The 18,263-nt window shown below is 43.2% G+C and carries 19 protein-coding genes; 12 read left to right on the forward strand and 7 right to left on the reverse strand.

The features are described 5' to 3' along the window. Nucleotides 1–57: 57 nt before the first annotated feature. On the forward strand, nucleotides 58–852 hold the full coding sequence (locus tag Q8J82_RS10630) for an RNA methyltransferase (RefSeq protein ID WP_305328284.1): 795 nt from the start codon (nucleotides 58–60) through the stop codon (nucleotides 850–852). 13 nt (nucleotides 853–865) lie between these two features. After that, nucleotides 866–1,357, forward strand: a complete 492-nt coding sequence (locus tag Q8J82_RS10635; protein ID WP_305328285.1) for a pilin — start codon at nucleotides 866–868, stop codon at nucleotides 1,355–1,357. A gap of 67 nt (nucleotides 1,358–1,424) precedes the next feature. On the opposite strand, the gene hslO is transcribed toward Q8J82_RS10635, so the two are convergent. Continuing rightward, nucleotides 1,425–2,348, reverse strand: coding sequence for an Hsp33 family molecular chaperone HslO (hslO, locus tag Q8J82_RS10640; protein ID WP_305328286.1), 924 nt, complete (start codon nucleotides 2,346–2,348; stop codon nucleotides 1,425–1,427). Between the two features lie 154 nt (nucleotides 2,349–2,502). On the opposite strand from hslO, the gene Q8J82_RS10645 reads away from it, so the two are divergent. Together Q8J82_RS10645 and Q8J82_RS10650 are read left to right on the forward strand one after the other, a co-directional pair. Beyond that, nucleotides 2,503–4,581 carry a TonB-dependent receptor domain-containing protein gene (locus tag Q8J82_RS10645; protein ID WP_305328287.1) on the forward strand — a complete coding sequence of 693 codons (2,079 nt, stop codon included), beginning with the start codon at nucleotides 2,503–2,505 and terminating at the stop codon, nucleotides 4,579–4,581. 41 nt (nucleotides 4,582–4,622) lie between these two features. Beyond that, on the forward strand, nucleotides 4,623–5,081 hold the full coding sequence (locus tag Q8J82_RS10650) for a bacterioferritin (RefSeq protein WP_305328288.1): 459 nt from the start codon (nucleotides 4,623–4,625) through the stop codon (nucleotides 5,079–5,081). A gap of 331 nt (nucleotides 5,082–5,412) precedes the next feature. Here Q8J82_RS10650 and Q8J82_RS10655 read toward each other — a convergent pair whose 3' ends face one another. Then, nucleotides 5,413–5,724, reverse strand: coding sequence for a DUF3301 domain-containing protein (locus tag Q8J82_RS10655; RefSeq protein WP_304891055.1), 312 nt, complete (start codon nucleotides 5,722–5,724; stop codon nucleotides 5,413–5,415). 193 nt (nucleotides 5,725–5,917) lie between these two features. Between Q8J82_RS10655 and Q8J82_RS10660 the strand changes: the two genes are divergently transcribed. The 6 genes from Q8J82_RS10660 to Q8J82_RS10685 all read left to right on the forward strand — a co-directional run bounded on the left by Q8J82_RS10660 (nucleotide 5,918) and on the right by Q8J82_RS10685 (nucleotide 11,897). Further along, nucleotides 5,918–6,592: a hypothetical protein gene (locus tag Q8J82_RS10660; RefSeq protein WP_305328326.1), complete on the forward strand. Its 675-nt coding sequence runs from the start codon at nucleotides 5,918–5,920 to the stop codon at nucleotides 6,590–6,592. Between the two features lie 193 nt (nucleotides 6,593–6,785). Then, nucleotides 6,786–7,988, forward strand: coding sequence for an ammonium transporter (locus tag Q8J82_RS10665; RefSeq protein ID WP_304909613.1), 1,203 nt, complete (start codon nucleotides 6,786–6,788; stop codon nucleotides 7,986–7,988). Nucleotides 7,989–8,068: 80 nt separating this feature from the next. Next, nucleotides 8,069–8,668, forward strand: a complete 600-nt coding sequence (locus Q8J82_RS10670) for a PEP-CTERM sorting domain-containing protein (protein WP_305328289.1) — start codon at nucleotides 8,069–8,071, stop codon at nucleotides 8,666–8,668. A 148-nt stretch (nucleotides 8,669–8,816) separates the two neighbouring features. Continuing rightward, complete coding sequence (gene ispD, locus Q8J82_RS10675) at nucleotides 8,817–9,500, forward strand: 2-C-methyl-D-erythritol 4-phosphate cytidylyltransferase (protein ID WP_304907903.1); 684 nt, start codon at nucleotides 8,817–8,819, stop codon at nucleotides 9,498–9,500. A gap of 7 nt (nucleotides 9,501–9,507) precedes the next feature. Then, the gene (gene ispF, locus Q8J82_RS10680; RefSeq protein WP_304907904.1) at nucleotides 9,508–9,987 is read left to right on the forward strand and encodes a 2-C-methyl-D-erythritol 2,4-cyclodiphosphate synthase; all 480 of its coding nucleotides are present in this window, start codon (nucleotides 9,508–9,510) and stop codon (nucleotides 9,985–9,987) included. 83 nt (nucleotides 9,988–10,070) lie between these two features. Next, a complete protein-coding gene (locus tag Q8J82_RS10685; RefSeq protein ID WP_305252093.1) occupies nucleotides 10,071–11,897 on the forward strand; it encodes an ABC transporter ATP-binding protein in 1,827 nt (608 codons plus the stop codon). 122 nt (nucleotides 11,898–12,019) lie between these two features. Here Q8J82_RS10685 and tmpT read toward each other — a convergent pair whose 3' ends face one another. The 5 genes from tmpT to Q8J82_RS10710 all read right to left on the reverse strand — a co-directional run bounded on the left by tmpT (nucleotide 12,020) and on the right by Q8J82_RS10710 (nucleotide 15,158). After that, nucleotides 12,020–12,718, reverse strand: coding sequence for a thiopurine S-methyltransferase (gene tmpT, locus Q8J82_RS10690; protein WP_304891301.1), 699 nt, complete (start codon nucleotides 12,716–12,718; stop codon nucleotides 12,020–12,022). Between the two features lie 14 nt (nucleotides 12,719–12,732). Beyond that, nucleotides 12,733–12,936, reverse strand: coding sequence for a (2Fe-2S)-binding protein (locus tag Q8J82_RS10695; RefSeq protein ID WP_304891300.1), 204 nt, complete (start codon nucleotides 12,934–12,936; stop codon nucleotides 12,733–12,735). 57 nt (nucleotides 12,937–12,993) lie between these two features. Then, entirely contained in the window at nucleotides 12,994–13,629 is a 636-nt protein-coding gene (locus tag Q8J82_RS10700; protein ID WP_370653560.1) for a Smr/MutS family protein, read from the reverse strand. Continuing rightward, nucleotides 13,604–14,548 carry a thioredoxin-disulfide reductase gene (gene trxB, locus Q8J82_RS10705; protein ID WP_304891299.1) on the reverse strand — a complete coding sequence of 315 codons (945 nt, stop codon included), beginning with the start codon at nucleotides 14,546–14,548 and terminating at the stop codon, nucleotides 13,604–13,606. Before trxB ends, Q8J82_RS10700 begins: the two co-directional genes overlap by 26 nt. Nucleotides 14,549–14,693: 145 nt before the next feature. After that, complete coding sequence (locus Q8J82_RS10710; RefSeq protein ID WP_304891298.1) at nucleotides 14,694–15,158, reverse strand: Dps family protein; 465 nt, start codon at nucleotides 15,156–15,158, stop codon at nucleotides 14,694–14,696. Between the two features lie 115 nt (nucleotides 15,159–15,273). Here Q8J82_RS10710 and Q8J82_RS10715 point away from each other — a divergent pair, with 115 nt between their 5' ends. Then, the gene (locus Q8J82_RS10715; RefSeq protein ID WP_305328290.1) at nucleotides 15,274–17,589 is read left to right on the forward strand and encodes a DNA translocase FtsK; all 2,316 of its coding nucleotides are present in this window, start codon (nucleotides 15,274–15,276) and stop codon (nucleotides 17,587–17,589) included. A gap of 32 nt (nucleotides 17,590–17,621) precedes the next feature. Further along, nucleotides 17,622–18,239, forward strand: coding sequence for an outer membrane lipoprotein chaperone LolA (gene lolA, locus Q8J82_RS10720; protein WP_305252095.1), 618 nt, complete (start codon nucleotides 17,622–17,624; stop codon nucleotides 18,237–18,239). Nucleotides 18,240–18,263: the final 24 nt, after the last annotated feature.

The following is an 18,263-nucleotide window of genomic DNA, read 5'->3' on the forward strand; positions in this document are numbered from 1 at the left end:
AATGTTGTCTGAATTTGTTAACTATTGTTATGTCTTTCGCGGGGTTGGTTTTTAGTTATGTCTTTTAAGCATATTGTTTCACGAGATAATCCTGTATTTAAGCAGCTAAAAAAACTTGCAGATAATTCACGCGAGCGGCGTAATGAAGGCAAGACGTTGTTAGATGGCGTACATTTGATAGAGGCTTATTTGGAAGCTTTTAACGACGCTGGAATTGAGTTAATCATCATTCCTGAAGGGCAAAGCAGCGTTGAAGCTACTGGGTTGATTCAATCATTAGAGCATATTGCTACTATTATGTTGCCTACCCTGATGTTTGCAGAATTAACGCCTGTCGCTAGTGCCACAGGCATTTTAGCTTTGGTAAAAATACCTCAGTTAGCTGCTCCAGAGCAACCAGCATTCGCGCTGATGCTGGAGGCTATTCAGGACCCTGGTAATCTAGGCAGTATGTTACGCACAGCAGCAGCAGCAGGTGTTGAAACTGTTTATTTGAGCACGAGCTGCACTGATGCATGGTCACCCAAAGCTTTACGGGGCGGACAGGGCGCACAATTTGTGTTGCCCATAGTTGAGCGCGCGGATTTAATTGTTGAATTGCAAAATTTTGGTGGAAATAGCTATGCTGCAACCATGCAAGGTGAATCTCTTTATGTGCAAGATTTAACACAGGCCACGGCATTTGTCATTGGCAATGAGGGTGCGGGGTTACGCAAACAAACTATAGCCGCAACGACTAAGCCTATTACGATCCCTATGGCCAAAAGTGCCTTGGGGTCTGTTGAATCACTCAATGCTGGCGCTGCAGCTGCAGTGTGTTTGTTTGAACGTCAACGTCAAGTCTTACTTTGAGTCTTGCTGAAAAATGAAGCCTATTTTCAAGCTAAAGTCCAAGGGTTTTTCTGCTATTGAAATGATGGTTGTGGTTGCCATTATTGCAATTCTGGCAATGATTGCCATTCCCTCAAGTATGGGGCGCATTGTTAAAGAGCAAGTGCAAGCTGCCTTGCCGTTAGCAGACATTGCAAAAGAGCCAGTCGTAGCTACCTGGAAAATGTCTAAAAAATTACCTGCAGACAATAAAGAAGCCGGATTGCCCGCACCAGAGCTAATTGTAAGTAATTTAATTAGCGCAGTTGAGTTGCAAGATGGCGTTATTCATATGACTTTTGGTAATAAAGCCCATCCAAAAATCAAAGGTAAAATACTGTCAATCAGACCCGCAGTCATAGAAGAGTCTCAGATCGTGCCTGTGGCTTGGGTGTGTGGCAAGGCAAAAGCACCTGATAAAATGGCGCTGAAAGGTGATAATAAAACCAATATTTCTGATGAATATTTACCGTATTTGTGTAAATAAATCATGTGCGTAACTGGTGTAAGCAGTTTTTTAACAAATAGTTTTTGTATTTAGTTCATATTGAGCTTTAGTGGATATTGGGGCTGGCGATGACTGCAGGCTCATCAGCCATTAATTGTGCCGCATCAATTTTATCAAAAACATAAAGTGCATTACAAAAGTCGCAGTGCACCTCAATATTTCCTCTCTCCTCAATAATGCTGTTTAATTCTTCATTCCCCAGCATGCGCAACATGCTGGACACGCTTTTGTGTGTGCAACTACAAAAAAACCGTGTTGTGCTGGCTTCAAAAAGCCGCACATCTTCTTCGTGAAAGAGTCGTGTAAGTATCGTTTCTGCCGGTAAGTTAAGCAACTCGTCATCTTGTATCGTGCTTGCTAAATGCCCTACACGATTCCAAGTATCAAAATCTTGAGCTGAATTATCGTGGCTTTGCGTTACCTGATTCATCGTTTCAGGTAACTTTTGTATCAGCATACCAGCCGCAGAATTTCCGTCACAACATAACCAAATTCTGGTATCAATTTGCTCTGAAAGCATCATGTAATTCTCCAGCACAGCGCTAATGCTATTACCTTCTAGCGGCACGATACCATGGTAGGTCTGTCCTCCATCTTTAGGGTCAAGCGTAATCATGAATTGTGCCTGATCAACCAAATCAAATAAATTCTGACTATCTTGAATATCACCACTCCATTTGGCGGTAGCGCGAATTTTTAGTACGGCATTAGTATCAGAAGAGCACTCGACAACCAAAAGTTTTAGCAGACCTTTGCTTTGAATTTGTAAAACCAAAGCCCCTTTCATTTTTAGCGTGGCAGCGAGCAGGGCACTGGCAGCCATCAGCTCGCCAAGCGATTTTCTTAAACCAGCGGGTAGTTGTTGTTTATTGAGCGCAAGCTGAAAAGTTTGCGTGAGATTCACTATATTGCCGCGTACTGGTGTGTTCTCAAATATAAAGCGTTGTAGCGTGTCGTGATTATTTTTCATCTACGAATTTTAACATTGAGCCAACTTATTGTTTCAACTTTTGTATTGTAATGATAATGATTCTCATATAGAATACGATTTAATAAATTTTGCTATGTAATATTGAATCGAGAAAAGAATGCAATTTAAGCTTAAACCTATTTATGCAGCATTGATGCTAATAGCAAACAGTCCATCATTTGCAGAGCAGGCGGAAGTGCTGGTTTTGCCTCGCGTAGATGTGATTGGCACTCAGGAACAGTTGCTTAAAACACCCAGTTCAGCGACGATTATTAAACAGGAGGAGTTGGAATCCAGCCATGTATTGACGATTAATGAAGCCTTACGTAAAGCCCCTGGTGTGGTGGTGCGTGATGAAGAAGGTTTGGGCATACGGCCTAATATCAGCATCCGTGGCTTAAACCCGACACGTTCAACCAAGGTGTTGTTGCTAGAAGATGGAATTCCGCTCTCTTTTGCCCCCTATGGCGATAACGCGAGTTATTATTTTCCCAGCATAGACCGCTTTAGCAGTATTGAAGTGCTTAAGGGGTCAGAGCAGATTAAGTACGGGCCACAAACGGCAGGTGGCCTGATTAACTTTATTACGCCGAATGCGCCAGAAAAATTCGGCGGACACATGAGTGTGACAGCGGGAAACCGTGATTATCTCAACACTAAAATCAATGTAGGCGGCAAAGGCGTGTTGTTTGATTACACGCATAAAGAGGGTGATGGTGCTCGTGACAATACGCATTCAAATATAGAAGATTTGAATGTGAAAATGACTAAATCACTAGGCGAAGACCATGCGATTACCGTGCGAGCCAACTGGTTTAGTGAGGATTCTCAAGTGAGCTATACCGGGCTTACGCAGAAAGAATATGAAAACTTTGGCGGTGAATACAACCCGTTTAATCATGATAGTTTTAAAGCTACGCGCTACGGTGTTTCAGCCACGCATGATTGGCAAATTAACACCAATGCCTTGCTGACTACCAATTTGTACTACAGCTATTTTGACCGCGACTGGTGGCGTCAAAGCAGTAACTCGGGAAACATTGCATCAGGTGCTGGTTGTACAACTGTGGGATCTGTCGAAGGGGTGGCAGAAAAAAGGCTTAGAGGCATAGCGACTAATGGCGATGACTGCCAAGGTGTGCAAGGTCGCTTGCGTACTTACGATACTTATGGCGTAGAACCGCGCTTAACGGTGACGCATGCCTGGGGTGAGTTGCAGCTTGGTGCAAAAGCGCATTTTGAAGAGCAAAATCGCATACAGATCAATGGTATTACGCCAACAGCGAGAACCGGTACTACATCAGAAAAAAATAAACGTGAAACCGATGCTTATTCTGGGTTTATCAGTAACCGTTTTGATATCGGACAATTTTCAATCACCCCCGCAGTGCGCTATGAACACATAGAAAATGAGCGCACTAATCGCTTAACAGGTGCAAAAGGTGAGGCAAGCTTGCATGAGTGGATTCCGGGTATCGGCTTTGCCTATAATCCGAACGACAATCTTACCGTGTTTGCTGGTGTGCACGAAGGTTTTGCGCCGCCACGTACTGAAGATTTAATTAGCAACACCACAGGTGGTGTGTTAGAAGTGAGTGCTGAAAAATCGACCAATTACGAACTCGGATTTAGAGCTAAACCAGTGAAGGGCTTGAACGTAGCTGCAACTGCATTCCACAACGACTTTAAAAACCTGATTGCAGTGGGGTCTGTGGCCTCTAATTTGCCTGCGTTAGCACAGGGTGAGGCCTCGTTCACAGGCTTGGAGTTGAGTGGACAGTATGATTTTGACAACGGTTTTTACAGCCGTCTAGCCTACACATGGTTGCCAGTGGCTGAGCAGGACTCACCGTTCAGACGATTCGACACCAATGCGATTGTTGGCGGCAGCGCAAAAGGTAATCGCCAGCCTTATGCTCCGGAAAACACGCTGACTGTTGCGCTTGGTTATAAAGTAGGTGGCTGGAATGCGCAACTGGAAGCCGTGCATGTGGGTGAGCAATATGCCGATTTTGCTGAAACAAAAGTAGCCGCACTCAATGGTCAGAATGGCGAAATTGCAAGTTACACCATTTATAACGCCGCACTGAACTACAAATACGAACCTTATAAAACGACCTTCTTTGTGACGGGGAAAAATCTGCTCGATAAAGATTACATTACGGACAGAACACGTGGTATTTTAACGGGCATGCCGAGGTTGGTGCAGGTAGGTGCCCGGTATGATTTTTAAGTTTGTTATTCTAGTTTAAACCTAAATCAAGGAGTAAAAAAATGACACTACAAACGACTTCAGAAAAAACAGTGGCCTTATTAAATCGTATTATGGAGTTCGAATTGGCAGGAGTAGTGCGTTACACACACTACTCGTTGATGGTCTTTGGCTACAACCGTATTCCTATTATTGATTGGTTGCGCGGTCAATCGGCTGAATCGCTGGTACATGCACAAAAAGCAGGTGAGCTGATTACGCACTTGGGTGGGCATCCTTCACTAGGTATCGGACCGTTGTTGGAAACGCATAATCACGATATCGGTGACATTTTACGCGAGTCACTCGCGCACGAAGGTGCTGCGCTGGATTGCTATAAATCACTGTTGGCTGAGGTTGAAGGCAAATCAGTCATGCTTGAAGAGTACGCCAGAGAAATGATTTACGCCGAGGAGTTGCATTTAGGCGAAGTAAATAAAATGTTGCGCAAACCTGGCGAGGTTGGTATTTTTAGCGAATAAATGTAGAAAATTCAGTCAGGAATCTGTTGTTCTTCTTCGGGTTTTTGGCACAATATGAATTGTCCAGTGTTCTATTGCCTAGCGTCACACTTCATCGAGTGTGACGTTTTTTATTGTTGAAGGCGGCTGTTACCCTAAGAAACTTAAGTCATCATAAAGTAGTTGGTTGGCATGGTTCGCCTCAATCGGTTTTGCCAGTGTTTGCTAGCTTAGCTTTTAACCTGCCGCGTTGCTGGCAACGGCTACATGGGCGTATTGTGGGGTGGCGTAGCCCAGCAAGCGGTTAGGCGTCTACCAAACCTTGCGAATACCAAACGTAATAAATGCGCATTCAGTGCACTGGTTGCTGATAAGGTGGAATATGCCAGCTACCAAGTTGATTGCCAAGTAGCATCAAATGGCAATTCAGGCGGTCAGCGCCATTAGCACTGACATCAAATTCATAAGTACGTAATAAATGCATACGGCCTCGGCTGTTTCTTGCTAGCCATAATTTGCTGCAAGCCACGGTTTCATCCAGCAGTTGTAAGTTAAAGCGTGCCGCAAGCTCCCTTCCTAATAAAATTGCGCGTTCGCGTTTAGCCATGCTATCCAGCCAAAACCAGGCAATTACAATCATTAGTATTAATAGTGCGAGTTCCATACTTATACTTTCAGTGTTTTTATTTTAATTGTCGTGGATATGTTTAGCGTGTTTTAAACACTAAGCGCATTAATTTTTTCATCTATTTAATGATTTATTCTTAAAATAAAGTCTATTATTATGTCGAATTGTAAGCTAAGCCACTGGTAATCAGATATAGTTTTATGTAGACATGATGAAGAATAATAATTCAATGGATTTAACGCGTGAAAATGAAGCCATTCGTGCATATTTGAAGCTGATACAAGTCAAAGGTGCAGGTAGCGCTGTTCTGCACAAACGATCGTTGTTTTTAGAGCAACTGATTGTAAACTTAGCTGGTAAGGAATTGGATGGTAATGTCTATCGTGAAGCGGTAGAGAATCTCATGGAAACTATTCTTGTGGATGACTGGCATACCGCGCTCACTTCAGCGCGTGAGTTTTATCCATTCTGGAAAAAAGATATTAAAGCGATTGCAGCTTTAAATATAAATCCAGGGTTTGATGTTGCCCCACTGCTATGGAAGCCATTGCCAGCTTCGTTAAAGTCGCTCATGGAAAGTCTGGTAACTGAAAAATTTGAAGCTTCCGAAAATTGGCCATTAAAAGCTTATGCGCAAGCGCTAAGGCAAGAGGGTTCTGAACTTTCGCTGGTAGACACACGTACTAAGTTAGCTAAAATTATTTTAGTTCGTTTAAAAAATGCCCCGGTAAAAAACCACAAATCCTATCGAACTGCCGTTGACCTTACGCTGCCGCTTTTTCACATTAAAAATAATCGTCGATTGTTTTTGGTGGTTGTGCGCGAGTTTTACCATTTTTGGATTGGCAACCCTGATGCAAGCAGTATGGTGCTTAAAGATGGCTCAGGAAATATTCTGTTATAAGCCTCAGCTAAAGAATTTAAATCACATTATCCTCTAGTTAATGCACTATTTAAGTGCAATGCACCATACCTGGCACCAATAAAATGCTTTCTACTATTCTTCAAGTAAATTAATTTATACAAAACAATAGCTTGTTTTTTGGCGCGCTATTTGCTTTCTATTGTGGCATTGAAATCAATGGAGTAATTTAAGGATGGAAGCGTTAGTTTCGTCAAACGATGTGCTATTTGTACTGCTGGGCGCTATTATGGTGCTAGCGATGCATGCGGGTTTTGCATTTTTAGAAGTGGGTACAGTACGTAAAAAAAATCAGGTTAATGCCTTAGTAAAAATCATGGTGGATTTTTCGGTATCGACCATCGCCTATTTTTTTATTGGTTATAGCATTGCTTACGGCGTTAATTTTTTTAGTGGTGCGGAAGTATTAGCTGCTAAAAATGGTTACGATCTAGTCAAATTCTTTTTCCTTCTCACCTTTGCCGCAGCCATTCCAGCTATTGTGTCTGGCGGTATTGCCGAACGCGCTAAATTCAACCCGCAACTTGCAGCAACATTTGTGTTAGTTGGTTTCGTGTATCCGTTTTTTGAGGGAATTGCCTGGAACAACCATTTCGGAATTCAAAATTGGTTATTACTTACATTCGGGGCCAAGTTTCATGACTTTGCAGGTTCAGTTGTCGTGCATGCTATGGGTGGCTGGATTGCGTTAATTGCAGTGGTTTTATTAGGCGCAAGGTCTGGTCGTTATGGTAAAGATGGTCGTTTGCATGCGTATCCACCATCAAACATTCCATTTTTAGCATTAGGTGCATGGATACTCACTGTAGGCTGGTTTGGCTTTAATGTCATGTCAGCACAGTCCATTCAAGGTATTTCTGGATTAGTAGCGGTAAACTCGCTCATGGCATTGGTAGGCGGTACTTTAGCAGCTTTAATCATGGGTAAAAATGACCCTGGTTTTGTACATAATGGTCCGCTGGCAGGTTTGGTCGCGGTATGTGCAGGTTCAGATGTGATGCATCCTTTAGGTGCATTAGTAACAGGCGCGGTTGCGGGTGTGATATTCGTTTGGGCATTTAACCAAACACAAAATCGTTTAAAAATTGATGACGTATTAGGTGTATGGCCACTTCACGGGTTATGTGGTGCCTGGGGCGGGTTGGCCGCGGGTATTTTTGGCGCAAAGGCACTCGGCGGCACTGGCGGCGGAGAGGCTGGTATTAGTTTTATGTCGCAGCTTATCGGTACAGGCTTAGGGGTTTGTATTGCGCTAGCTGGCGGGTTTATCGTGTATGGCACGATTAAAAAGTTGGTTGGTATTCGTATGGGTATAGAAGAGGAATTTGATGGAGCAGATTTAAGTATTCATAAAATCGTTTCTACTGCGGATGATTGATAGGGGACTAATTTAAATAGTCTATTGATTTTACAATATAAGTGGAGTAGGGTTCAACGTAAGACGTTTGTAAAGTCTTTATGAATTGGTATGTAAGTGACACACAAGATTTTAAGCTGTTTTACTGCCATGACTTTTATGTTAGGGGGATTGATATGAAAAAGTTTTTACTCATAGGATTGTTAAGTGCGTCATTTAGTGCAAATGCTGCACCGGTTTACGTTGGTAATTTTAATGTCTTTGATGGCCCTATCTGGACCTCCAATCCGATAGTGTACAGTGCGACCGAAGCGGCGGCGCTGCTGTTTGGTGGTGTGGCATCTGATTACTATATCTCGGTCAACAGTGACACCGTTGATTCGAGTACTATTACACACACTGCCTGGCTTGATGGGTGGGGTGACACTACTTACCTTTTTACACCCACATCCGAAACATATTCTCTTTCGTCCAGCGGTGGAAATTACAGCCCTTCACCGTCATTTTCTGCATACGTGTGTGACCACGCCAATTGTAGGGAATATGGGTTCTCAGAAGCCAGCGGTTATGAGGGATCTAACTATACTAACTATGTATGGCGTGTGGCAGCAGTTCCTGAGCCAGAAAGTTACGCTATGATGTTGGCTGGATTAGGTTTGATTGGTTTTATGACACGTCGCAGAAAAGAAGGCCAATCTTAATCAAGACAAGTTATTTTGTTGGTTTTAACGGGAGCTTATGCTCCCGTTTTTATTTGTGTCCAGCAAAATCAAGGCTGGAATAATAAAAAACAAATATACGTGCTATGCTAAAATTCGCGTATGTTGTTCAACTTAAATAAAATTTAGCATGGCGCGTTTTCACGTTATTATTCCAGCGGCTGGCAATGGCAGCCGCATGGGCGCTGAGGCACCTAAACAGTATTTGAATTTACACGGCAAGACATTGATTCAGCATGTCATTAAAGTGTTTGATCAGTCGACTAAAATCAACACTATTCATGTTTTACTCAATCAAGAAGACGCGCACTGGCGCAGTACCTATTTACACTCAAGTAGTAAGTTGCAGGTGCATTATTGCGGTGGGGATACGCGTGCTAATACCGTGCTTAACGGTTTAATCGCCATTGAAAATCAGGTTGAAGCGGACGATTGGATATTAGTACATGATGCCGCGCGTCCAGGGCTTAGTAATCGCTTGCTGAATCACTTGTTAAGTATGCTGGAAAATGATGATGTAGGTGGATTATTAGCAATGCCATTAGCAGATACTTTAAAACGTGCAGATAGCGAGCAACGGGTATCAGCAACAATACCGCGCAACGATTTATGGCAGGCGCAAACGCCGCAAATGTTTCGCTATGCTACGCTTAAAAAAGCACTTATAGCGTTTGGCGGGTCGCCGACGGATGAGGCCGAGGCGATTGAAGCATTAGGTTTGAAGCCAAAGCTTGTCATAGGTGAATTGCAAAATCTCAAAGTGACTTACCCGCAAGATTTGGCAGTATTATCTGCCTTATTTAGTTCAAGTTGATAAGAATATGACAATACGAATCGGCCATGGATATGATGTACACCAATTAGTTGTTGGCAGAAAATGCATTATCGGCGGCGTGGATATTCAATTTGAAAAGGGTTTGGATGGTCATTCGGACGCCGATGTATTGTTGCATGCGATATGCGATGCTTTGCTTGGCGCTGCGGCGCTGGGGGATATCGGTAAACATTTTCCACCAAGCGACATGCGGTTTAAAGGCATCAATTCCAGACAGTTGTTGTGTCATGTTGTGTCGCTACTCAGGTCTATGGGCTATATAGTGGGCAACATCGACTGCACAGTAATATGCGAAATGCCAAAATTATCGCCACATACTGAACAAATGCGCATCAATATTGCCGAAGACTGTCAGGTAGAAATAGATGCTATTAATGTGAAAGCCACCACTACTGAAAAGCTAGGCTTTACTGGCCGTGGTGAAGGCATTGCGGCTGAAGCAGTTTGTTTGATTCAAAAAGTCTAGTTTCATTAAATTTCACTTGAACTTAAACCCCCGCTACTTTTTGATAAGCTGGCATTAAAACTGACCTGAATTGAAATCACTCTATGCTACGCTGGTTTGAAAATCTCCTAAATCCATTTCCCGCAAGCGAAATCAACCCACCACCCGATGCGCTATGGCCGTTTGTATGGGCTTGTACAAAAGGTTCGCGGCGGTTCATTTTGGTGATGACCTTGTTCACAGCACTCATCGGTGGTTTTGAAGCACTGTTATTTGCGGCAATGGGTAAAGTGGTAGATTGGTTAAGTAAAACTTCGCCTGATTTATTGTGGGTTACAGAAAAGCATCATCTGCTGTTATTGGCAGTGATATTGCTGTTAAGCCCGATACTTATCACAATACAATCGCTGATTAAACATCAAACTCTGGCGGGCAACTTTCCAATGCGATTGCGTTGGAATTTCCATAGACTCATGCTTAGCCAAAGCATGAGTTTCTACCAAGATGAATTCGCAGGTCGCGTAGCCGCAAAAGTCATGCAAACAGCACTGGCAGTGCGTGATGTATGGTTTATCGTCGCTGACATTCTGGTATTCGTAGTGATTTATTTTGTGACCATGGTGGCTGTTGTCGGGCATTTTAATGTCATGGTCATGTTGCCATTTTTAGCTTGGGTGATTTTATATATTGCGTCATTAAGTTACTTTGTGCCGCGCTTAGCCAAAGTATCACAACAGCAAGCCGATGCACGCTCGCTAATGACAGGTCGCATTACCGATGCCTACACCAACATCAGCACGGTTAAGTTGTTCTCGCACGCAGGACGTGAGGCCAGCCATGCACAATCTGCCATGAAAGAATTTTTAAGCACGGTGCATGCGCAAATGCGTTACGTCACTGGTGTTGAAGTAATGAACCATGTACTTAATATGCTGCTGATTATTGCTACATCAGGCGTTGCTTTATGGCTATGGACTAAAGGGGAAGTAAGCGTAGGCGGTGTGGCCGCAGTCACCGCAATGGCACTGCGACTAAACGGTATTTCGCACTGGGTGATGTGGGAGATGACATCGCTTTATGAACAGATTGGTACTGCACAAGATGGCGTTAATACATTATCAATCGCACACCAAATTACGGACGCAGCAGAAGCTAAACCGCTTGTAGTGACTGCAGGTGATATTAAGTTTGAGCAAGTCAGTTTTGCCTATGGCTTGCAAAGTACCGTGTTGGAAGCGCTTAACCTGAGTATAAGGCCAGGTGAGAAAGTTGGTTTGGTTGGGCGTTCAGGTGCAGGTAAATCTACCATAGTAAATTTGCTGTTACGTTTTTATGATGTAGAACAAGGACGAGTGTTGATAGATGGGCAAGACATTAAGCAAGTCACGCAAAATAGCCTGCGCAGTCAGATTGGTATGGTTACCCAAGACACATCTTTGCTGCATCGCAGCGTGCGTGACAATATTTTATACGGCCGCCCTAATGCTACAGAAGCTGAAATGATTAACGCAGCCAAGCGCGCTGAGGCGCATGATTTTATTTTAGGTTTGCGCGACGCGAAGGGACGTACCGCTTATGATGCGCATGTAGGCGAGCGCGGTGTAAAGCTCTCTGGTGGGCAACGTCAGCGTATTGCCATTGCACGTGTTATGCTAAAAGATGCACCGATTTTATTGTTGGATGAAGCCACCAGTGCGCTGGACTCTGAAGTAGAACAGGCGATACAGGCTAGTTTATATAATCTAATGCAAGGTAAAACCGTAGTTGCCATCGCACATCGTTTATCAACCATTGCGGCGATGGATAGACTGATAGTATTGGATGAAGGCAAAATAGCTGAAGAGGGTAATCATCAAGCATTGCTCAAGATTGGTGGCTTGTATGCAACTTTTTGGGCACATCAGAGTGGTGGTTTTTTAGGGGATGATTAATATATAGCTATTTCACCAAGCAATCCGATAACAACTTCGTCATCCTGAGCTTGACACAGAATCTAGTGATTCAAAGACGCTGAATTCCGATTTCCATCAATATGACGATTGTGAAGGTTTTGCTACAAGTCGTGTAGCTTAAATGATGGGTTGTATGTGACTAACGCATCAATCTTTTTTAGCAGCCAAACATTCTCTATTGCTGCACATTTCCCCTTTAATCCACCTAATACATTTATGCCTGTAATGAGGTTTAACTCATAACTCTCTGAATAGTGGTGATTTACTTCCTCGTTGCTGATAGAAAATGGAGGGCCGCTCATGATGCTTTGGTCGTACTCGAAACAAATTAGCAACTGCGGGGCTTTATTAGTAATTTGCATTAAGTGCGCTGCGTATTGATTGCGCATTTCTAGGGGAAGAGCCACTAAAGCGGCCCTGTCATAAATTGCATCAATCTGACCAAGCATGTTGCCTGATAAATTAAATATATCACCAACAAATATGTCGATATTTGTTGCGCTGTAATGTTCTAGTTGACCATGTTCTAGTTCACTAACACTTGATATTTTTGGCTCTATCCCAAGCTCTGTAAATAATTGCACAATGGCTATTTTGCTCAATTCAGCTCCGGCAATACGATAGCCATGAGTAAGTAGCCAGGCAATATCACGAGTTTTACCGCACAATGGTACAAATATACGACTGCCTTTCGCTAAAGAAAGCGATCTAAAATGCTTAATCAGTAGCGGGTTGGCCTCATTTTCGTGAAAAGCAATATCATTTCCTTCCCACTTCTGGTGCCAAAAACCTGCATCCATAATAATCCCCTTAGTTATTCAATTTGTTGCACGGCAAGTTCTTTTAGAAACTGTTCAATATCCCACTCGCAACCGGCGCAACCTGAAAGCGCCCCTGTCTTTCTCGAAATTGCATCAATATCAAGGCCTGCTTTAAAAAATCTCAGAATTTGACCGCGCGTGGTACCGCTGCAAGAACACATGACTTCATCGTCTAAATTATCAGTTTTTGTCGTCATAAATAAAGTCTATTTATACTTTCATTTATCAATCTAATTTCCGTCAATCTACTATTATTAAGCCTTTAGCAACACAATGACCGCGCCACTGCCGCCATCTTGTTTTTTAGCTTCGGCATAAGCAATCACTTCATCTTTTTGCATCAGCCAGCCGCGTAGTTTGTGTTTCAGAACGGGTTCGCGGTTGCGCGAGCCTAAGCCTTTGCCATGTACGATACGCACACAGCGAATTTTACGTTTTTTGCAGTCGCTGATAAAAGTTGAAACGTAGAGTCGTGCTTCGTCGCTCACTAAGCCATGTAGGTCAATTTTGGCTTGAATCACCCAATGGCCGCGGCGTAGTTTGCTTAAAATGTCGGGTGAATGTCCTTCACGCAAATAAAGTAACTCTTCGCCAGTTTCAATTTCATGTGCTGGGATGAAATGGTCAGACAGCGAATCAGCCAGGGCTTGCTGTTCATCACGGATAAATTGTAAGGGAATGGGTTTTGGTTTCAGCTTGTATTCATCTTTTGGTGGTGCGATAAAAGGTTTTACATCTTTTACCGCATCACGAAAAAGCGTCAACTCATCAGCAGATTGTTCGCTGATTTTTTTTGCAGCATCTTGTACAAGTTTTTTTTGCGCAGCCAATGCTTGCTTTAAGCGCTTTTTTACGCTTAAAAGCTTATTTGTCGAGGTATCGTTCAGCATCTAACGCAGCCATGCAACCTGTACCAGCACTAGTCACTGCCTGGCGATAAATATGGTCTTGCACATCACCTGCAGCGAATACACCCGGAATGCTGGTGGCCGTAGCATTGCCTGCACGACCCATTTGCGTAACGATGTAACCACCTTCCATTTCTAACTGGCCTTCGAAAATGTCAGTATTTGGTTTGTGGCCAATGGCAATAAATACACCCATTAATTTAATGTCTTTAGTCGTGTTGTCATTCACGTTTTTAAGACGTATACCCGTAACACCGCTATCATCGCCTAGTACTTCATCTAAGGTTTGAAAGGTCTCTAGTACAATTTTTCCTTCAGCTACGCGCGCATTCAGTTTGTCTACTAAAATCGCTTCAGCTTTAAACTTATCACGACGATGCACCAGCGTCACTTTGCTGGCAATGTTAGATAAATATAAAGCTTCTTCAACGGCTGTATTGCCGCCACCAATCACTGCAACTTCTTGATTGCGATAGAAAAAACCATCGCAAGTTGCACAGGCAGAAACACCTTTACCCGAGAATTTTTCTTCACTTGGTAAGCCCAAATACTTGGCTGAAGCGCCAGTCGCAATAATCAACGCATCGCAAGTATATTCACCGCTATCGCCTAGTAAACGGATAGGTTTTTCAGTTAAGTGCGTAGTGTGAATGTGGTCAAAAATCATTTCAGTGTTAAAGCGTTCTGCATGTTTTTGAAAACGTGCCATTAGTTCTGGCCCTTGCACGCCATCAGCATCTGCAGGCCAGTTGTCTACTTCGGTAGTGGTCATCAGTTGACCACCTTGGGCGATGCCTGTAATCAAAACAGGTTTAAGGTTTGCGCGTGCTGCATACACAGCAGCTGAATAGCCGGCAGGACCAGAACCTAAAATGAGTAATTTGACGTGACGTGTTGCCATGTTGTGTTGCTTTCTTTGATAAATGTTACTTGGATTATGTTGGGTTTATTGACTTACTTTTCAAGCAGGCTGCGTAACATCCAGCCAGTTTTTTGGCTTCGGCATAACCTTAAGGTTAGCCTGCACCGAAAGACTGCATAGCAAGCTATTTTTCTAGCAGGCTTCTGAGCATCCATGCAGTCTTTTCATGTAGTTGTAAACGTTGTGTGAGTAAGTCTTTGGTCGCTTCATCCGCCGCTGAATCGGCTGCGGGAAATACACTACGCGCAGTGCGGCATACCGCTTCATGACCTGCGACTAATTCAGCAATCATGTCTTGTGCTTTTGGTACAGATTCAGATTCTTTGATAGAAGATAATCTTGCAAAATCACGATAGGTGCCAGGCGCATAAATATCCAAAGCACGAATACGTTCAGCCACTAAATCTACCGCAAGCGCGAGTTCAGTGTATTGCCCCTCAAACATCAAGTGTAGAGTGTTAAACATTGGGCCTGTGACGTTCCAATGAAAATTATGAGTCTTTAAATACAGTGTATAAGTATCTGCTAAAAGATGCGATAAACCTTGTGCGATGTCTTTTCTATCCTGCTCTTTAATGCCAATATCCATGGTGAACCCCTATGTGGAAACATGTTTAGAATTAGATTGATATTGTATTAGCTACGCAGCGACTTTGATACTGCTATAATTTGATTTAATGTTAAATTTGTAAGGCTTTACTATCTTGTTTTTCAAAAAATCAACTCCAGTTAATGCCCGCCGAGAGGCTGAGGTCAGCGAATCGCACATAATAGGCGCAACGCTTATTAAAGAAGCATGGTGGCTGGGTTTAGTGCTGGTTGGACTTTTTATTACGGTGATACTTTTTACCTACCATCGTGAAGATCCGTCATGGTTCAACGTATCGGCGAATCATATGCTGATACATAATGCTGGTGGCAATGTCGGCGCTAAGGTTTCAGCTTTGCTGCTATTTTTATTTGGTTTTTCAGCTTGGTGGTGGGCGGTTTTGGCATTTTATGCCATGTGGCTCGTTTACTTAAAGTTAGAAGTGGTTAACCAAAGTGAAAAGCCTTTTTTACTTTTTAATTTTATTGGATTTGCTTTATTGCTTGTTGCTTCATGCGCTTTAGAAGCGGGTCATTTAATCAACTTGCCCGCCACCTTGCCAGATGTGCGTGGAGGCATACTTGGTTCTTCGGTAGATAGCGGATTACGCAGCATGTTCGGCTACACTGGCTCAAGTATGTTATTGCTTTCAATGTTTGTGATAGGCTTCAGCCTGTTTACAGGCTGGTCCTGGATAATGATTACCGAAAAGTTGGGTACGGCAATCATTACTGGCTATGAATTCACCAAATTTAAATGGCAAGATTGGCAAGATAGAAAAGCCGGTAAAGTAGTAGAGCAAGAACGCGCTGAATTTGTGCAAACTGAGCGTAAGCGTGTGGTGGACCGCGAGCCAGTATTCATTGAACCACCTGTGCTTGAAGTGGCTAAAAGTGAGCGTGTGCAAAAAGAGAAACAAGCACCGCTATTTGAAACGCTGCCGGACTCTGTGTTACCGCCTTTATATTTACTTGATGACCCAGCGGGCATGGTGGAACTGCCTTCTGCTGAAACGCTGGACTTTATTTCACGTTTGATTGAACGCAAGTTGATGGATTTTGGTATTGAAGTCAAAGTGCTTACTGCACAGCCGGGCCCCGTGATTACCCGTTTTGAGTTAGAGCCTGCAGCTGGCGTTAAAGGTAGCCAAGTTACTAATTTGATTAAAGATTTAGCCAGAGCTCTTTCCGTGGTGAGTGTGCGTTTGGTTGAAACTATCCCTGGTAAAACCTGCATGGGCTTGGAAATTCCCAACGCTAAACGGCAAATCGTTTATTTATCTGAAATTATGAGTAGCCAAGCCTATGCTGAAGTGAAATCACCGCTTGCAATTTGTTTAGGTAAAGACATTTCAGGTAAGCCCGCCGTGGCTGATTTAGCCAAAATGCCACACGTACTGGTGGCAGGTACCACTGGGTCAGGTAAGTCTGTGGCTATTAACGCGCTTATTTTAAGTTGGCTGTATAAAGCAGATGCCAGCCAAGTGCGCATGATTTTAATTGACCCAAAAATGTTGGAGCTTTCTGTTTACGAAGGTATTCCGCATTTGCTTGCGCCTGTCGTGACAGATATGCGGCAAGCTGCAAATGCGCTTAATTGGTGTGTGGCTGAGATGGAGCGCCGATACAAACTGATGTCTATGTTGGGTGTGCGTAACTTAGCAGGCTATAACCAAAAAATCAGAGATGCGGATAAAGCAGGCGAGAAGATACCGCATCCATTTAGCTTAACGCCAGATGACCCAGAACCATTGATGGAAATGCCGCTGATTGTGGTGGTGATTGATGAGTTGGCAGATTTAATGATGGTGGTTGGTAAAAAAGTGGAAGAGTTGATTGCACGCTTAGCACAAAAAGCCCGTGCTTCTGGTATTCATTTGGTACTCGCCACACAACGCCCATCGGTTGATGTGATTACAGGACTGATTAAAGCCAATGTGCCTACACGTATCTCTTTCCAAGTCTCCAGTAAAATCGATTCTCGCACTATATTAGACCAAATGGGCGCTGAAGCGTTATTAGGTCAGGGTGATATGTTGTACATGCCTCCTGGCACTGGTTACCCTGTGCGTATTCACGGTGCGTTTGTTTCTGACCAGGAAGTGCATAAGGTGGTGAACTACCTCAAAGCACAAGGTGAACCAAACTATATTGAAGGTATCTTAAGTAATGAAGCAGAAGAAGGTGGCGCAGACTTTGCCGACAGCAGTTCAGGATCAGGCGGTGGTTCCGAAGTAGACCCGCTTTATGATGAGGCAGTCGGTATTGTACTGAAAACACGACGTGCCAGCATTTCCGGGGTTCAGCGCCAGTTGCGTATAGGTTACAACCGCGCTGCAAGGTTGATAGAAGATATGGAGCGTGCTGGCTTGGTGTCTTCTATGCAAAGTAACGGTAACCGTGAAGTGCTTGCGCCGCATAATGATGTCTAATTGATTCAAGTTTGAAGAAAATAAGGATTTTAATGCATAAAATAAAAACTCTGATATTGGCCAGCTTAATGGCTTTGCCATTAGTAGCTAAGGCAGATGGAATTGCTAGTCTTAAGAAGTTTTATGATGAAACTCACTCGATGAGTGCGAATTTTTATCAAGTAGTGACTGATAAAAGAGGAAAAAAAATTCAAGAGGTTTATGGCGAAATGCAGTTAAAACGCCCCAATAAATTTAGATGGGATTACAACAAACCATTTGAGCAACAAATTATAAGTGACGGTAAACAGGTGTGGCTCTACGATACCGAATTAGCTCAAGTATCTGTTCGAGAGTTGAGTAAAGCCCTTGGGTCAAGCCCCGCAGCACTGTTAGCCGGTGATGATAATTTAGACAAAAACTTCAAGCTGATGAATGCGCCGCGTAAAGACGGGCTTGATTGGGTGAGTACTAATCCAAAAGATTCAGACTCAGGTTTTAATAAAATCTCACTGGCTTTTAAGGGTGATGTATTGCAAGAAATGGACATGATTGATAGCTTTGGTCATCAAACAAAAATTGTGTTTAGTAACATAGTGCATAATCCTGTGATTGAGGCTAAAACCTTTCTTTTTAAACCGCCCAAGGGCGTTGATGTCGTTGGTGAATAAGCTGGCTTGTAAGTTATCTCGGGT

Source organism: Methylotenera sp., from assembly GCF_030684185.1.
Classification (GTDB): Bacteria; Pseudomonadota; Gammaproteobacteria; order Burkholderiales; family Methylophilaceae; genus Methylotenera.

What these genes read in the sequence shown, in the direction of transcription:
- Q8J82_RS10630 (WP_305328284.1), top strand. Translation starts at nt 58, where the DNA reads ATGTCTTTTAAGCATATTGTTTCACGAGATAATCCTGTATTTAAGCAG.
- Q8J82_RS10635 (WP_305328285.1), top strand. Translation starts at nt 866, where the DNA reads ATGAAGCCTATTTTCAAGCTAAAGTCCAAGGGTTTTTCTGCTATTGAA.
- hslO (WP_305328286.1), bottom strand. Translation starts at nt 2,348, where the DNA reads ATGAAAAATAATCACGACACGCTACAACGCTTTATATTTGAGAACACA.
- Q8J82_RS10645 (WP_305328287.1), top strand. Translation starts at nt 2,503, where the DNA reads ATGCTAATAGCAAACAGTCCATCATTTGCAGAGCAGGCGGAAGTGCTG.
- Q8J82_RS10650 (WP_305328288.1), top strand. Translation starts at nt 4,623, where the DNA reads ATGACACTACAAACGACTTCAGAAAAAACAGTGGCCTTATTAAATCGT.
- Q8J82_RS10655 (WP_304891055.1), bottom strand. Translation starts at nt 5,724, where the DNA reads ATGGAACTCGCACTATTAATACTAATGATTGTAATTGCCTGGTTTTGG.
- Q8J82_RS10660 (WP_305328326.1), top strand. Translation starts at nt 5,918, where the DNA reads ATGGATTTAACGCGTGAAAATGAAGCCATTCGTGCATATTTGAAGCTG.
- Q8J82_RS10665 (WP_304909613.1), top strand. Translation starts at nt 6,786, where the DNA reads ATGGAAGCGTTAGTTTCGTCAAACGATGTGCTATTTGTACTGCTGGGC.
- Q8J82_RS10670 (WP_305328289.1), top strand. Translation starts at nt 8,069, where the DNA reads ATGAATTGGTATGTAAGTGACACACAAGATTTTAAGCTGTTTTACTGC.
- ispD (WP_304907903.1), top strand. Translation starts at nt 8,817, where the DNA reads ATGGCGCGTTTTCACGTTATTATTCCAGCGGCTGGCAATGGCAGCCGC.
- ispF (WP_304907904.1), top strand. Translation starts at nt 9,508, where the DNA reads ATGACAATACGAATCGGCCATGGATATGATGTACACCAATTAGTTGTT.
- Q8J82_RS10685 (WP_305252093.1), top strand. Translation starts at nt 10,071, where the DNA reads ATGCTACGCTGGTTTGAAAATCTCCTAAATCCATTTCCCGCAAGCGAA.
- tmpT (WP_304891301.1), bottom strand. Translation starts at nt 12,718, where the DNA reads ATGGATGCAGGTTTTTGGCACCAGAAGTGGGAAGGAAATGATATTGCT.
- Q8J82_RS10695 (WP_304891300.1), bottom strand. Translation starts at nt 12,936, where the DNA reads ATGACGACAAAAACTGATAATTTAGACGATGAAGTCATGTGTTCTTGC.
- Q8J82_RS10700 (WP_370653560.1), bottom strand. Translation starts at nt 13,629, where the DNA reads ATGCTGAACGATACCTCGACAAATAAGCTTTTAAGCGTAAAAAAGCGC.
- trxB (WP_304891299.1), bottom strand. Translation starts at nt 14,548, where the DNA reads ATGGCAACACGTCACGTCAAATTACTCATTTTAGGTTCTGGTCCTGCC.
- Q8J82_RS10710 (WP_304891298.1), bottom strand. Translation starts at nt 15,158, where the DNA reads ATGGATATTGGCATTAAAGAGCAGGATAGAAAAGACATCGCACAAGGT.
- lolA (WP_305252095.1), top strand. Translation starts at nt 17,622, where the DNA reads ATGCATAAAATAAAAACTCTGATATTGGCCAGCTTAATGGCTTTGCCA.